The organism is Blastococcus sp. TML/C7B, assembly GCF_016612845.1.
Classification (GTDB): Bacteria; Actinomycetota; Actinomycetes; order Mycobacteriales; family Geodermatophilaceae; genus Blastococcus.
Genome location: NZ_JAEOAA010000001.1, coordinates 2,342,717 through 2,356,554, shown reverse-complemented (window position 1 = coordinate 2,356,554; position 13,838 = coordinate 2,342,717). Strand labels below are relative to the sequence as shown.

Genomic DNA, 13,838 nt, shown 5'->3' with positions numbered 1-13,838 from the left:
GTCGTGTTAGAGCTCCCGGGCCTGGGCAGGGATGTCGCTGGCCGGGAAGCGCAGCCCGAGGAACGGCTCGAGGTCGTCCCGGCGGGCCTCGGCGATCACCTCGCCGTTCCACTCCGGGTCGAAGCGGTAGACCATCACCCGGTCGAACCCGGTGACCGTGCGGACGTCGCGCGCCAGCGTCGCGCTGAGCTGCTCGAGCGTGGTCGACGCCGCCAGCCGCTGGAGCACACCGGGCAGCCGCCGGTGCCAGGCGGCACCGGCCTGCTCTGCGCCGGCCACGGGCTCCCACTCGGTGATCAGCAGCCCGTCCGCCCGGTGCAGGACGAGGTCGACCTCCGTACCGGCGACGGTCATGCGCAGCGGGTTCACCTCGGCGAGGTCACCGGCCAGCCCCGTCCGCAGGGTCGCGAGCGCCTCGTCGTCCAGCACGTCGGCGAGGCCGGCCGGCGTCCGACCGAACAGCTCCGCGGCGTTCGCCGAGGCGACGACGACGCCGAGGTCGGGCTCACGGACGCCGAGCAGCACCCCGTGCGGCTGGACCGCGCCGGGGACGGCGATCGGCTCGTCTGCACAGCGCGCGAGCGCCTCGTCGTCGACCCGACCGGCGGTCACGCTCCGGCGTCGCGGTCGGCGATGGTCGCGCGGATCTCGCCGGGCGAGCTGACCAGCGGCACGTAGGCGCCGAGGTCGAGCAGGTCGATGGTGAGCCGCACGGGCCCGTTCGACCGGGGGGCCACCACGTGCAGCCGGACGCCGGCCGTGCCGGCCTTGCGGGCGATGCCGAGCAGCGTGCGGGCACCGGAGGAGTCCAGGAACGTGGTGTGGGTGAGGTCGATGACGAACTCGGGCGAGCGGACCATCGACTCGTCCGCGGCGGCCTCCAGGCGCGGGGCGGTCGACAGGTCGAGCTCACCACGTACGGTGAGGGCGGGACGGCCGGCCACGGTCGCCGGTTCCACGTCGAACAGCACTGCACCGCCCCCTCTCATCTCGTCGTTCCGTCGAGCGTAGGACATCGGTGCCGAGGGGACAGACCTGCCATGGACATCTCGTTCAGCGTCCGGCTGCCGCGCGATGCGCGCAGCCTGCCCCTGATGCGCGGGCTGCTGCGCCAGGCGCTCGAGCACCTGGACGTCGCGAGGTCGACGATCGAGGAGGTCGTGCTCGCCCTCACCGAGGCGTGCGCGAACGTCGTGCAGCACGCCGGGGAGCACGAGGAGTACCAGGTCGACGTCGCCATCACCGACGACACGTGCCGGGTCAGCGTGCTCGACGACGGCCAGGGCTTCGACTTCGAGCAGGCGACGGCGGCCGAGGGGTCGCCGCTGGACACCGGCCGCGGTCTGGTCCTCATGCAGGCGCTGGTCGACAAGCTCGAGTTCGTCCGGTCCGACGACGGTCGGCACCGCGTGGAGCTGATCAAGCGGCTGCGCACCGAGCCCACCCTGCGACTGCTCCAGCCCTGATCCCGACCCCTGCGCACCGGTGGACGACGATGACGGCGTGAACGCTGTCCACCAGTCCCCCGAGGGGTTCGAGGCGCAGGTGCGCGACGCCGTCCGCCGGCTCGACGGCGTGGCCGAGCGGACGCCGCTGCAGCGCAACGCCCGGCTCTCCGCGCTGACCGGCGCCGACGTCTGGCTGAAGCGCGAGGACCTGCAGGTCGGGCGCTCGTACAAGATCCGCGGCGCGTACACGATGATCTCGGCGCTCGGTCCCGAGCAGCGCTCCGCCGGCGTCGTCTGCGCCAGCGCGGGCAACCACGGGCAGGGCCTGGCCTACGCCTGCCGCGCGCTGCAGGTGCGCGGCCGGGTGTTCGTGCCCGGGACGACGCCGCGGCAGAAGCGCGAGCGGATCGCCGCCCTCGGTGGCGACATGGTCGAGCTGGTCGTGACCGGCGACTCGTACGACGAGGCGGCGGCCGCCGCGGCGGTGTTCGCGGCGACGTCGGGGGCCACGCTGGTGCCGGCCTTCGACTCGCCGGCGACGGTGGCCGGGCAGGCGACCGTCGCCGTGGAGGTGCTCGAGCAGCTGCCCGAACCGCCGGACGTCGTCGTCCTGCCGGTCGGCGGTGGCGGGCTGCTCGCGGGTGCCGGCACCTGGCTGCGCGCCCACTCCCCCACCACCCGGCTCATCGGCGTGGAGCCGGCGGGGGCGGCGAACATGGCCGCGGCGCTGGCCGCCGGTCAGCCGGTCGACCTGCCGGAGATGGACACCTTCGTCGACGGCGCCGCGGTCCGCCGGGCCGGCGCGGTCACCTTCCCGATGGTGCGCGACGCGGGCGCGGAGCTCCTGGCCGTCCCCGAGGGGCAGATCTGCACCGAGATGCTCGACCTGTACCAGACCGACGGGATCATCGCCGAGCCCGCGGGCGCACTGGCGACGGCGGCGCTCAGCGGCGGGCTGATCGACCTGGCGCCGGGCTCCACGGTGGTCTGCGTGCTCTCCGGCGGCAACAACGACGTCAGCCGGTACGCCGAGGTGGTCGAGCGCTCGCTGGTGCACCGCGGGCTCAAGCACTACTTCCTCGTCGAGTTCCCGCAGGAACCCGGCGCGCTGCGCCGCTTCCTCGACGAGGTGCTCGGCCCGGACGACGACATCGTGCGGTTCGAGTACGTCAAGCGCGACAACCGGGAGACCGGCGCCGCGCTGACCGGCATCGAGCTGGGCCGGGTCGAGGGCCTGGCCGAGCTGCTCGAGCGGGTCGAGGCCAGCCCGCTGCGCATCGAGCACCTGCTGCCCGGGTCGACGGCCTACCGCTTCCTGGTCTGACCCGCTCCCCGGCAGGTCGTCCTGCCGGATCTAGTGCTCTGAGTCTGTGGCGACTCAGAGCACTAGGACCGACGGACCGCCCCCCGGGCGGACCCCCTGGCCCGGGTGGGCGGCGTCCGCGGTCCTACGGCTCGAGCACCCGCACGGGCTCGCCGGCCACCCACGCGGCGACGTCCTCCACCGCTTCGCCGTAGAACACCTCGTAGGTGCCACGGGTGACGTAGCCCAGGTGCGGGGTGAGCACGGTGCGCGGGGCCGAGCGCAGCGGGTGGTCCCGGGGCAGCGGCTCGGTGTCGAAGACGTCGAGCCCGGCGCCGGCGATCCGGCCGCCGTGCAGCGCGTCGAGGAGCGCCTGCTGGTCGACGATCGGCCCGCGGCTGGTGTTGACCAGGACGGCGGTCGGCTTCATCCGGCCGAGGTCGTCGGCGCCGATGAGGCCGCGGGTCCGCCGGGACAGCAGCAGGTGGACCGTGACGACGTCGGCGGTGGCGAAGAGCTCGTCGCGCTCCACCCGGCGGACGCCGACCTCCGCGGCCCGCTCGTCGGTGAGGTTCTGGCTCCACGCCACGACGTCCATGCCGAACGCCTGGCCGACGCGGGCGACCCGGCTGCCGAGCCGCCCCAGCCCGACGACGCCGAGCCGGGCGCCGTCCAGGTCGCCGCCGAGGGTCTGCTGCCAGCCCCCGGCCCGGACGGAGGCGTCCTCGCGCGGGATGTGCCGCAGCGTGGCCAGGACCAGCCCCCAGGTGAGCTCGGCGGTGGCTGCCGCCCCCGCACCGGTCCCGCAGACGGTGATGCCCCGCTCGGCGGCCGCGGCGACGTCGATCGCGCGGTTGCGCATGCCCGTGGTCACCAGCAGCCGCAGGTTCGGCAGCCGCTCGAGCAGGTCCCGCTGGAACTCGGTGCGCTCCCGCATGGCGACGACGACGTCGAAGGGCTCCAGCCGCGCGGCGAGCGCCTCGACGTCGGAGACCGAGTCGTGGAACCCGACCACCTGGACCGGCCCCGGCACGCGGGACCAGTCGCAGAAGTCGGCGGCGACGGACTGGTAGTCGTCGAGGACGGCGATGCGGATCACGCCCCCGGTCTACTACACCGCCGTCGCCAGGGGCCCGGCGCCGGACGTGCGACGGCCCCCGACCGGCGGATGCGGTCGGGGGCCGTCGTCGGGCGCCGGTGGGTCAGCGGGGGCGCTTGCCGCCGGCGTTCTTGTTCTGGAAGTCGGCGAGCATCTTCTTGAGCTTCGCCTGGTTCTGCGGCTTGCGCGCTTCCTGGATCACCCGTGCGGCGACCCCGGACGCGATGAGCTTCCGGAGCATTCCGGCCATGTTCGCCTCCTCAGCTGTGGACTGACCCCGTCCCTGCCCCGTGACGGCGGCCGCCAACCCCCGTCGGGATCCCGGTCCACCGGCCGGAGGACGCGATCGGCGCCGAGCCGCGTGAGTGGGCCGCTGCCGTCGGTGACGCCACGCCTCGCACAGAGAAGTAAGCGCCCGATCACGTTCCGCTATGTGGGCGAGAGGTGCCGGCGGGGCCGGACGGCGACCGGCGTGCTGGGGCCGCGAGTCGCCCAACGGGCACCCGGGCGTGGCGGCCGGCCCATCACCCGGACGACGCCGCGGCGCGGTCCGGCAGGGGCCGGTCGATCCACCTAGCGTCGTCGCGGTCCGGCCGAGGCCTTCGACGTCGCCTCCGGCGACACCCGGCCGGACACCGCCGAACCGGCGCCGAACGTCTCGGCGCCGGGCCGGGGACCCACGCGCAGTCCCTGGGGTGAAGCGCGACCGGCTCGACCGGTCCCGCCGGGCGATCTCCCCGCCCGAACCCGTCAGCTAACTCGGTAGGCGGTTGATGGAGAACAGGAGAACGCGTCGTCCATGACGACTACCCGCACGTCCTCGTCCAGCCGCGTCCGCGGGGCGACCCTCGCCCTCCTCACCGGCGCCGGTCTCGCCCTCACCCCCCTGGCCGCCTCGGTCGCCGTCGCCCCGCCCGCCGCCGCTGCGCCCGTGATGTTCTCCGCAGCCCCGGCACCGACGCCGACCACGCAGGCGGCCGTCAACCACGCCCTGGCGCAGCAGGGCAAGCCGTACGTGTACGGCGGCACGGGCCCCGGCGGCTTCGACTGCTCGGGTCTGACCTTCGCGGCCTACAAGGCGGCCGGCGTGCAGCTGCCGCGCACGTCGCGCGCACAGGCGACCGCCGGCGTCGAGGTCCCCTGGTACGCCATGCAGCCGGGTGACCTGATCACGTTCTACGACCCGGTCGGGCACGTGGGGATGGCCATCGGCAACGGGATGATGGTGCACTCGTCGACCTACGGGAAGCCGGTCTCGATCGTGCGGGTCGACTCGGTGCCCGGCTACCACAGCACCCGCCGCGTCGCCTGATCTCCGCAGCTGTCGGCACCGGGCCGGGCCATCACCGGCCCGGTGTCGACACGGCGACATGGCGACCCGTCGACGTGTCCACACAATGCGCCAACCGGACGGTCCGGTTTCGGGTTGATCCGCCGGAGCGCGTCAGATCACGCGCAGATAACGTCAGTGCCAGCCGACGGCCCGTACCGGTCCGTCACCCCCCGCCCCACTTCCCCTGGAGCAGCGCTGTGCCTTCGTCCTACCGCCCCTTCCTGTCCCTGGTCCCCGACGAGACGGTCGACACCCACGACCAGCCGTCGTGGAGCACCCCGTGGACCGAGCCCGTCGCCCCCGACGACGAGTCGTGGCGGCTGTCGGCGCTGTGCGGTGAGACCGACCCGGAGGCGTTCTTCCCGGAGAAGGGCGGCTCGACCCGCGACGCCAAGCGCGTCTGCACCGGCTGCGACGTGCGGGCCGAGTGCCTGGAGTTCGCGCTGCGCAACGACGAGCGCTTCGGCATCTGGGGCGGGCTCTCCGAGCGCGAGCGCCGGCGGCTGCGCGTGGCCCGTCGCGACGCCATCACCGCCTGAGCGGCAGGAGCCCGCGCCGGGTAGGGACGACGAGGTGACGCCTCCTCCCCCGGTGCTGCTGCTCGACGTCGACGGCGTGCTCAACGCCGTCCGGCACGACCTGCCCGTGGGTTGGCGGCGCGGCCGCTTCAACGGCTACGTCCTGTCCTGGGATCCGTCGGTCGTGGCCCGGCTGCGGGCGTTGCACGAGTCCGGCCGGGTGGAGCTGCAGTGGCTGACCACGTGGACCGAGCTCGCCGACGAGCTGCTGGCCGGGCCGCTGGGGCTGCCCCGCGGGCTGCGCACGCACGGCCGCGACGCGCTGCCCACCGGCTTCGGCGGCACGCTCGGCGGCGTCGCCGGCTGGTGGAAGCTGACCGCCGCGCAGGCCGTCGCAGCGGCGGAGCCGGGCCGCCGCATCGTCTGGATCGACGACGACCTCGCCGACCAGGCCGACGACGCGAGCGCGTGGATCAGCGGCCACGGCCAGGTGCTGGTGGTGGCGCCCGCCTACTCCACCGGGCTCACGCACGCCGAGCTGGACCGGGTCGAGCGCTGGCTGGCCGACGGCGGCTGACGCCCGCCGCCCGGCCGCGCCGCAAGACCTGTCCGCCCGCCCGTCGCGGTGCCACTCTGCGCGGTGGACCGCAGGGGGTAACCGTGGATACCGGAACCGAAGCGAACCGAACCCGGCCGACGGGAGGCCGTGTGCTGGTGCTGGCCGCGCCGGCCGGCCCCGCGGAGGCCGACCAAACGCGCGCCTTCTGCGCGTTCCTCGCCACCGCCGGCGTCGAGGCGTGGCTGGAAGTCGCTGACGTCCAACGAGCCCCCGGACCTGCAGCGGCTGCTGGAGGACACCACCGTCTCCTGGGTGCTGGTCGTCGCGTCGACGGCCCTGCCGAGTCGGGAGGTCGACGTCCCGCCCGGCCACTGCCCCGCCCTGGTCCCGGTGGTCCTCCCCGGCGGGCGGGCCGAGGACCTGCCCTGCTGGGCGCGCCCGGAGGGTGGCGCGGTCGTCCCGGTCACCGACTTCAGCGCGGAGGGCGCCGCTCCGCTTCTCGGGCTGCTGCTCCCGCCCGCGTCCCCGAACGGCCACGCACCGATCAGACCGTCGGGAGGGTGATCGACGACGGCGTCGGCCCGCCGGAGCGGATCCGGTGGGTGACCGGTCGGCTGCGCGTGGCCTTCCCGAGCGGCTCGCCGGTGCCGAGGTTGCGGGCGTAGCGCGGGTGCGCCCCACCGGAGACCTGCAGGCGGATCCGGTGGCCGGCGCGGAAGCGGTGCGCGGTGTCGGTCAGGGTGGTCTCGGATCGTCCGCAGCCCCGCGCGCGGCACCTCCCCCGGCGCCGGATCGAGCCGGACCAGCCGGTCGGTCACGTTGATCGAGGCGCCGTTCGGCTGGACGTCGCAGAGCCGCACGAACACGTCGGCGTACGGGTTGTCCGACTCGACGACCAGCCGCACCCGCACCCCGCCCTGGACCTCCACCGGTCGGCGCAACGGCTCGGTGGTGAAGGTGCGGACGTCGGCGCGGGCCTCGAGCGCCCGGTTGTCCCGCTGCCCGGCGCTGTTCGCGAGCACCCGCCCGCCGATCGAGGGCGTCGGATCGGTCGGGTCGTAGGTGAACCGGGTGACCGCGGCCTCGACGGGGGCGTCGTCGACCAGTCGGCCGCCGCCGGCGAGGTGGAAGGTGCGCTCGGTGGCCACCGGGGGCCAGTCGGGCAGCGTCCGCCAGGTGCGGGCGCCGCTGACGTGCACCCGCACCGGCTCGGGCCGCTCGGGTGCCGGCGGAGCGCCGTCCACGGGCAGGTGGATGGCGAGCCAGGCCAGGCTCTCCGGCGTCGTGACCGCGGGGTCGATGCCCAGGTGCGCCCAGGGGCCGAGGGTCAGGGCGACGTCGACGCCGCGCTGCCGCAGGACGCCGTACTGGTACAGCGTCTGCTCGAGGAACCAGTCCTGCCAGCCGCCGATGAGCATCGTGGGCACGGTCGAGGAGTGCACGGCCGGCGTCGCGCGGTACCGGTCCCAGTAGGGGTCGGCGAGGTCGGGGTGGTCCATCCACTCGTCGAACCAGGGCGCCGGGGTGCCGCCGAACCGCTCGGCCAGGCCCTGCAGCGGCAGCTCGCCGAGGAAGGGGGCCAGCCGCCGCTCCGCCGTCGCCAGCCGGACCAGGCCGCGCAGGAAGCCGACCTGCTCCTGGTGGGCGACCAGGTCGGTCCAGATCGCCAGGTTGGTGAGCTGGAAGGCGCCGTCGATCAGCCCGGCCTGGGCGAGGTCGTGCGGGCCGATGTGCAGGACCATGGCCGTGAGCTCGGGCGGCGGGTCGAGCGCCAGCGCCCACTGCGTGTAGCCGAGGTAGCTGGGCCCGAGGGTGGCCAGCCGGCCGTCGAACCAGGGCTGCTCGCGCAGCCACGCGCCGGTGTCCTGGCCGTCGTGCTCCTCGTTGACCACGGGCGTGAAGTCGCCACCGGAGCCGAAGGTGCCGCGCACGCTCTGCAGGACCACGGCGTAACCGCGCTCGGCGTACGGCACCGCCGTGGACACGGCGAACCCGGCTCCACGCCCGTACGGGGAGCGCAGCAGCACCACGGGGTGCGGGCCGGCGGTGGCGGGCAGGTAGACGTCGGCCCGCAGCGCGGCGCCGTCGCGCATCGGGACGTCGACGTCGCCCAGCACCTGGACCGGCGCGAGTGGGGCGGGCAGCTTCCACCGGCGGCCCAGCGCGGCGGCAGCGAGGCGGGCCGGGCGCGGGAGCGGCCGGGGCGAGGGAGGATCGGGCCGGCGCACGGGATCTCCTGGTCAGAGCGGCGGGGACGGCGCGACCCTAGCGGCGGGTTGCGACGGTCTGCTCGTCGGCGCGGGGCCCTAGGGTCGGGGCATCGTCGTCCCGCGAGGAGCTGACATGCGCGCAGTGCAGTACCGGACCGTCGGCAGCGAACCCGAGGTCGTGGAGATCCCGACGCCCGAACCGGGGCCGGGCCAGGTGCGGTTGAAGGTGACCGCGGCCGGGCTGTGCCACTCGGATGCGTTCGTGATGAGCCTGCCCGAGGGCGTCTATCAGCTGCCGCTGACGCTGGGCCACGAGGGCGCCGGCGTCGTCGACGCGCTCGGCGACGGCGTGAGCGGCGTCGAGCTGGGCCAGCCGGTCGCCGTCTACGGCGCGTGGGGCTGCGGGCGGTGCCACGCCTGCGCCCGGGGTGCGGAGAACTACTGCCCGCATGCGGGCGGGCTCGGCATCTACCCGCCCGGGCTGGGCGCGCCCGGCGCTCTGGCCGAGTACCTGATTGTGGACGACGCCCGGCACCTGGTCCCGCTCGGCGACCTCGACCCGGTGTCCGCGGTCTCGCTCACCGATGCCGGGCTGACGCCGTACCACGCGATCGTCTCCTCGCTCGGCGCGCTGCCGGCCGGGAGCACCGCCGTGGTGATCGGCGTCGGCGGGCTCGGGCACGTGGGCATCCAGATCCTGCGGGCGATCACCGGGGCGACCGTCGTCGCCCTGGACCTCAGCGACGACAAGCTCAAGCTCGCCCGCGAGGTCGGCGCGCACCGCGCGCTGCACTCCGACGAGTCGGCGGTCGCGGCGATCCGCGAGCTGACCGGCGGGGTGGGCGCGCAGGCGGTGTTCGACTTCGTCGGCGCCGCCCCGACGCTGGAGATCGCCCGGCAGACCGTGGCGATGGACGGCGTCATCCAGATCGTCGGCATCGGCGGCGCGGTGCTGCCCACCGGCTTCTTCTCGACGCCGATGGGCGCCACGGTGCGCGCGCCGTACTGGGGCACCCGGTCGGAGCTGATCGAGGTGCTGGACCTGGCCCGCAGCGGTGCGATCCACGTCGAGGTGGAGCGGTTCACGATCGAGGAGGCGCCCGAGGCCTACCGCCGGATGCACGAGGGGACGCTGCGCGGCCGCGCCGTCGTCGTCCCCTGAGGATCAGCTGGGCTGCGGAACCCGGCTGCCGGAGCCGCCGGAGTCGGAGCCGACCAGCTCGGCCCGGCCCCGGCCGAGGATCTTGGCGTCGTAGAGGGCGCGGTCGGCGCTGCGCATGAGCTGCGAGGCGCTGTCGCCCGGGCGGTACTGGGCGACGCCGCAGGACAGCGACACCCCGTCGTGCAGCGCGCAGACCCGGCGGACGAGGGCGAGCGCCTCCTCCCCCGTCCGGCCGGGTAGGAGCAGGGAGAACTCGTCGCCGCCGTGGCGGGCCAGCAGCGCGCCGGCAGGCAGCTCGCCGCGCCAGTCGTCGGCGACCCGGCGCAGCACCCGGTCGCCCTCCTCGTGGCCGTGGGTGTCGTTGACGGTCTTGAAGTGGTCGACGTCGATGAGGACGGCGGACAGCGGCTCGCCGGAGCGCGAGGCCTCGGCCATGAGCTCCTCGAGCGCCTGGTCGAAGCCGCGGCGGTTGTGCAGCCCGGTGAGCGCGTCACGGCTGGCGTCGGAGGCCAGTGACACCAGCTGCTGGATGACGATCCCGATGCTGGCGAGCACCAGGTCGAAGCCGAACGCGGTGCCCGGTCCGACGCCGCTGAGCAGCAGGGCCAGGGTGATGCCGACGACGGCGGCGGTGAGGTGGCCGAGCGCGGCCCGGCCCGAGAAGAAGAAGTGCGCGTCGACGACGACGAAGGTGATCAGCGTGGCTGCCGCCAGCGAGCTGACCGGGGTCGGCGCGATCAGGACGGCGCTCGCGATCATCGCCGTGGCAGCACCGACGGCGGAGTGCATGTAGGGCCGCGGCCAGCGCGCCCCCCACCGTCCGACGACGACGGCGGCGCCGAGCGCCAGGCAGCTGAGCACGGTGAGGATCGCCCGGCGGGAACCGGGGTCGATGTCGAGGGTCACGAGCAGGCCCGCCGCGCCACCGAACCCGTAGAAGGTGGCGAGCGTGCGCGCCATGATGCGCGTCGTCGCCACCTCGGGCGTTACGGACCGGCTCACCTCCTGGGTGTCGGCAGCTCCAGGGCCGGGCTTGAACGAGTCACTACAGTTTCGCCGCCCGCTCCTCCCCCGGGCGGGTGAGCCGCGTCGGGCCGGAGCCGGGTCCGACCGCGCGGCTACCGTGCCGGGAGGTCCGCGCCGTCCCCGGAGGTTCGATGAGCTCGTCCATGCACCGCTCGCACCGGGTGGCCGGAGCACTCGTCGGCTCCGCCGTGGGTGACGCGCTCGGCGCGCCCTTCGAGTTCGGCCCGGCCGGGGCCTTCTCCGCCCGCTTCCCGGCGCCGGCCCGCGGCGCGAAGACCGAGATGTGCGGCGGCGGGTCGCTGGGCTGGGCGCCGGGCGAGTTCACCGACGACACGCAGATGGCGCTGCTCGTCGCGTCGTCCCTGGTCGACGCCGGCCGGCTGGACCCGGCCGACGTCTTCGACCGGTTCGCGCAGTGGGCGGCGGCCGACCCGCCGGACATCGGCAACCAGACGCGGGCGGTGCTGGGCTCGGGCCGGCCGTGGTCGTCGGCCGCGTCCGAGCACTTCGCGCGGTCGGGCCACGCGGCGGGCAACGGCTCGCTGATGCGCGCGACGCCGTCGGCGATCTGGTTCGCCCGGTTCGGGACCGCGGCCACCACGGACGCCGCCCGGCAGCTCTCGGCGCTGACCCACGGCGACCCGTCCGCCGGCGAGGGCTGCGCGGTGCACGCCGAGCTGATGCGGGTGGCCCTGGACGGCGGCGACCCGCTGGCCGCGATCCCCGCGGCGCTGGAGCTGGTGGCACCCGAGCACCGCGAGCGGTGGGCGACGGTGCTCGCCCCCGACTGGACGCCCGATCAGGCGACCGAGTCGAACGGCGCGGTGTGGCCGACGCTCGGTCAGGCGGTGTGGGCGCTGCGGCACGGGTCGGACTTCGCCGAGGTGCTGCGCCTGGTGATCGACCTGGGCGGGGACACCGACACGGTCGCGTGCGTGGCCGGCGGGCTCGCCGGGGCCGTGCACGGGATGGGTGGGATCCCGAGCCGGTGGGCGTCGGTGGTGCACGGCCGGGTGCCCGGGTTCGCGGAGAAGCTGTGGCGGCTGGCGGACCTGCAGCAGCTGGCGGCCGCGCTGGACGGCGGGGTGCAGCAGAGCTACGACCCGGGCGTGATCCCGCGGATCGGCCCCGAGGAGGTGCTGCCGGGCATCTGGGCGGCGAACCTCGACGGCGCGCGGTACAGCGAGCAGGACTTCGCCGTCATCTCGCTGTGCCGGCTGGGCGAGCCGTTCGAGCACGAGCTGCAGCGGATGGCGTACGTCGCCGACAACGAGCACAACAGCGACCTGGACGTCGTGCTCGCCGACGTGCTGGAGGACATGGCGGCGCTGCGCGCCGAGGGACACCGGTTGCTGGTGCACTGCCACGGCGGCGCCTCGCGGACCGGGCTGGTGCTGCGCGCCTGGCTGATGCGTACCGAGGGGATGACGGCGGAGGAGGCGACGGCGCACGTCGCCGCGCGCTGGCCGCACCTCGGGTTGTGGAACGCCAGCTTCACCCAGGCCCTGGACCGGCTCGCCCGCTGACGCCGGTGGCGTCCACCAGTGGGCCGTCGTTCCGGACGCCGTAGCTCAGCCGGGCGCGTTCGCGGGCCACCACCGGCCCCCCGGCGCCGATCCAGCGACACCCCGGGGAGACCTCGCCGGTGCTCGCGGAGACGACGAAGCAGGTGACGTTCGGCCACCCGGTGGCGGCGCAGAACTCGCCGATGTCGGCGAGCACCCGGGACGCGGCGAGCGCGGCCAGGCCCGGCTGGACCTGCTCGGCGAACTCCCTGTAGGTCACGGGTCGGTCGCCGGTCCGCGCGAGCTCCTGCAGCAGGCGGAGCCCGTCGACCACGCGCCGCGCCCGCCCGGCCGACCACGCGCGGTCCGCCAGGTAGCCGGCCAGGACCGGGTGCAGCGTTGCCCTGCTCGACCCGGCCCCGTCCACCACGGCTCCGAGCGTGGCACGGCCCGCCGCCGTCCCGTCCCCGGGCGGGCGGAGCGCCCGCCCCGGGAGGGGCGTCGGGTCAGGGCATCGTGGGATCAGGGTGTCCGGGCGAACGCCCCCTCACCGATCCGCTGGACCTCACCCAGCCCGTTCGGCAGGTTGGCGAAGCTGGCCACGGCCCACGCGGTGGAGTACAGCGTGCCGCTGGCCATCTCCAACCCGGCGGGCATGGTGACCTCGGCGACGGCCCGGGAGCCGTCGGGCGAGATGCGCGTCAGGTTGCCGACCGTCGCGGGGTCGAAGCCGGCCGGTGGCGGGCCGTCACCCTCGGGAGCGCCCGCGATGACGTTCGAGACGTAGACGGTGCGGTCGTCGCCGACGGCGACCCCGGTGACCGACGTCAGGCCGTCGATGTGGCGCAGCACCTTGCCGTGCTGGTCGAGGACGTAGACCCGGGCCGCTCCCGGGGCCTCCGCGCCGAGGGTGCCGACGTAGATGAGCCCGTCCGGTCCCTGGGTGATCTCGGTCGGGACGGGGTCGCAGCCGACGGTGCCGGGGTTGTTCTCCGCCGTCGCGCACTCCGGGGTGCCGGTGATCACGGGTGGGACGAAGAAGGTGCTGATCGCCCCGGTGGCCAGGTCGATGGAGAGGACGTCGTTCGCACCGGCGTCGGCCACCAGCAGCCGGTCCTTCTGGGCGAGCACCGAGAACGGGTTGGACAGCGCGTCGACGGGCTGGCCGTTGACGAGCTGCACCTGGCCGTCGGGGTTGTTGGCCTTCTCGTAGGCGAGAAGGTCGAACGAGCGCAGGACCTTCCCGTCCGGCGTCGCCTCGAGGACGACGTTCTGCGGTTCACCGGCCGGCCGGGGCGGGGGTGGCGGGGCGCCCTCCTCCGGCGGCGGGCCGGCCTCGCCGACGGCGACGTAGATCAGCCCGTTCGCCGCGTCGACGCCCTGCGGATTGCCGAGGCCGCTGAGCAGCGTGCGCACCTTCCCGGTGTAGAGGTCCACCGAGGAGACCTCGCCGCTGTCGGACTCGGCGACGAGGAGCACCCCGTGGCTGAGCGTGCTCAGCTGGCGGGGGCCGTCGAGGCCGGTGGCGAAGGTGGTGATCGGTGGGATGCCGTGCTGGTCGCTGTGGGCGCTGGCCGTCGCCGGTGCCGCGAGCACGAGTGCCACGGCGGTGGCCGCGCCCGCGGCCGTCCTGTAGTGCCGCATGGATCTGTCTCCCTTGAGCAGGGGTTCCCCG

General features: G+C 74.9%; 15 protein-coding genes, 1 pseudogene and 1 riboswitch. Of the genes and pseudogenes, 7 read left to right on the top strand and 9 right to left on the bottom strand.

What is annotated here, in order from left to right; all coding sequences use genetic code 11:
* Positions 1 to 6: 6 nt before the first annotated feature.
* Positions 7 to 612, bottom strand: coding sequence for a hypothetical protein (locus JKP76_RS11380; protein WP_200490926.1), 606 nt, complete (start codon positions 610 to 612; stop codon positions 7 to 9).
* A complete protein-coding gene (locus tag JKP76_RS11375) occupies positions 609 to 971 on the bottom strand; it encodes an STAS domain-containing protein (RefSeq protein WP_200490925.1) in 363 nt (120 codons plus the stop codon). The genes JKP76_RS11380 and JKP76_RS11375 overlap by 4 nt, the downstream gene beginning before the upstream one ends.
* A 69-nt stretch (positions 972 to 1,040) precedes the next feature.
* Here JKP76_RS11375 and JKP76_RS11370 point away from each other — a divergent pair, with 69 nt between their 5' ends.
* Both JKP76_RS11370 and ilvA read left to right on the top strand, forming a co-directional pair.
* Positions 1,041 to 1,466, top strand: a complete 426-nt coding sequence (locus JKP76_RS11370) for an ATP-binding protein (protein ID WP_200490924.1) — start codon at positions 1,041 to 1,043, stop codon at positions 1,464 to 1,466.
* A gap of 37 nt (positions 1,467 to 1,503) precedes the next feature.
* Positions 1,504 to 2,772, top strand: coding sequence for a threonine ammonia-lyase IlvA (gene ilvA / locus JKP76_RS11365; protein WP_200490923.1), 1,269 nt, complete (start codon positions 1,504 to 1,506; stop codon positions 2,770 to 2,772).
* A gap of 124 nt (positions 2,773 to 2,896) precedes the next feature.
* Here ilvA and JKP76_RS11360 read toward each other — a convergent pair whose 3' ends face one another.
* Positions 2,897 to 3,850 (bottom strand): D-2-hydroxyacid dehydrogenase family protein, encoded by a 954-nt coding sequence (locus tag JKP76_RS11360; protein ID WP_200490922.1) that lies wholly within the window; start codon positions 3,848 to 3,850, stop codon positions 2,897 to 2,899.
* A gap of 103 nt (positions 3,851 to 3,953) precedes the next feature.
* Complete coding sequence (locus JKP76_RS11355) at positions 3,954 to 4,100, bottom strand: hypothetical protein (RefSeq protein WP_200490921.1); 147 nt, start codon at positions 4,098 to 4,100, stop codon at positions 3,954 to 3,956.
* Between the two features lie 387 nt (positions 4,101 to 4,487).
* Positions 4,488 to 4,634: riboswitch (cyclic di-AMP (ydaO/yuaA leader) on the top strand.
* Positions 4,635 to 4,649: 15 nt separating this feature from the next.
* Between JKP76_RS11355 and JKP76_RS11350 the strand changes: the two genes are divergently transcribed.
* The 3 genes from JKP76_RS11350 (at position 4,650) to JKP76_RS11340 (ending at position 6,278) form a co-directional block, all read left to right on the top strand.
* Entirely contained in the window at positions 4,650 to 5,162 is a 513-nt protein-coding gene (locus JKP76_RS11350; protein WP_200490920.1) for a C40 family peptidase, read from the top strand.
* A 218-nt stretch (positions 5,163 to 5,380) separates the two neighbouring features.
* On the top strand, positions 5,381 to 5,722 hold the full coding sequence (locus JKP76_RS23440; protein WP_309229797.1) for a WhiB family transcriptional regulator: 342 nt from the start codon (positions 5,381 to 5,383) through the stop codon (positions 5,720 to 5,722).
* A gap of 34 nt (positions 5,723 to 5,756) precedes the next feature.
* On the top strand, positions 5,757 to 6,278 hold the full coding sequence (locus JKP76_RS11340) for an HAD domain-containing protein (RefSeq protein WP_200490919.1): 522 nt from the start codon (positions 5,757 to 5,759) through the stop codon (positions 6,276 to 6,278).
* Positions 6,279 to 6,804: 526 nt separating this feature from the next.
* On the opposite strand, the gene JKP76_RS24035 is transcribed toward JKP76_RS11340, so the two are convergent.
* Both JKP76_RS24035 and JKP76_RS24030 read right to left on the bottom strand, forming a co-directional pair.
* Complete coding sequence (locus JKP76_RS24035; protein ID WP_375335652.1) at positions 6,805 to 6,954, bottom strand: hypothetical protein; 150 nt, start codon at positions 6,952 to 6,954, stop codon at positions 6,805 to 6,807.
* 112 nt (positions 6,955 to 7,066) lie between these two features.
* Positions 7,067 to 8,353 (bottom strand): annotated as a pseudogene (locus JKP76_RS24030) (CocE/NonD family hydrolase); the annotation flags it as partial.
* A 250-nt stretch (positions 8,354 to 8,603) separates the two neighbouring features.
* On the opposite strand from JKP76_RS24030, the gene JKP76_RS11330 reads away from it, so the two are divergent.
* Positions 8,604 to 9,632 carry an NAD(P)-dependent alcohol dehydrogenase gene (locus JKP76_RS11330; protein WP_200490917.1) on the top strand — a complete coding sequence of 343 codons (1,029 nt, stop codon included), beginning with the start codon at positions 8,604 to 8,606 and terminating at the stop codon, positions 9,630 to 9,632.
* A 3-nt stretch (positions 9,633 to 9,635) separates the two neighbouring features.
* Here JKP76_RS11330 and JKP76_RS11325 read toward each other — a convergent pair whose 3' ends face one another.
* Positions 9,636 to 10,634, bottom strand: a complete 999-nt coding sequence (locus tag JKP76_RS11325; RefSeq protein ID WP_200490916.1) for a diguanylate cyclase — start codon at positions 10,632 to 10,634, stop codon at positions 9,636 to 9,638.
* Positions 10,635 to 10,789: 155 nt separating this feature from the next.
* Between JKP76_RS11325 and JKP76_RS11320 the strand changes: the two genes are divergently transcribed.
* On the top strand, positions 10,790 to 12,184 hold the full coding sequence (locus tag JKP76_RS11320; RefSeq protein ID WP_200490915.1) for an ADP-ribosylglycohydrolase family protein: 1,395 nt from the start codon (positions 10,790 to 10,792) through the stop codon (positions 12,182 to 12,184).
* Here the strand turns inward: JKP76_RS11320 and JKP76_RS11315 are convergent.
* On the bottom strand, positions 12,153 to 12,593 hold the full coding sequence (locus tag JKP76_RS11315; protein WP_200490914.1) for a hypothetical protein: 441 nt from the start codon (positions 12,591 to 12,593) through the stop codon (positions 12,153 to 12,155). The two genes, JKP76_RS11320 and JKP76_RS11315, sit on opposite strands and share 32 nt — an antisense overlap.
* Before the next feature lie 92 nt (positions 12,594 to 12,685).
* The gene (locus JKP76_RS11310) at positions 12,686 to 13,807 is read right to left on the bottom strand and encodes a ScyD/ScyE family protein (protein WP_200490913.1); all 1,122 of its coding nucleotides are present in this window, start codon (positions 13,805 to 13,807) and stop codon (positions 12,686 to 12,688) included.
* Positions 13,808 to 13,838 lie beyond the last annotated feature (31 nt).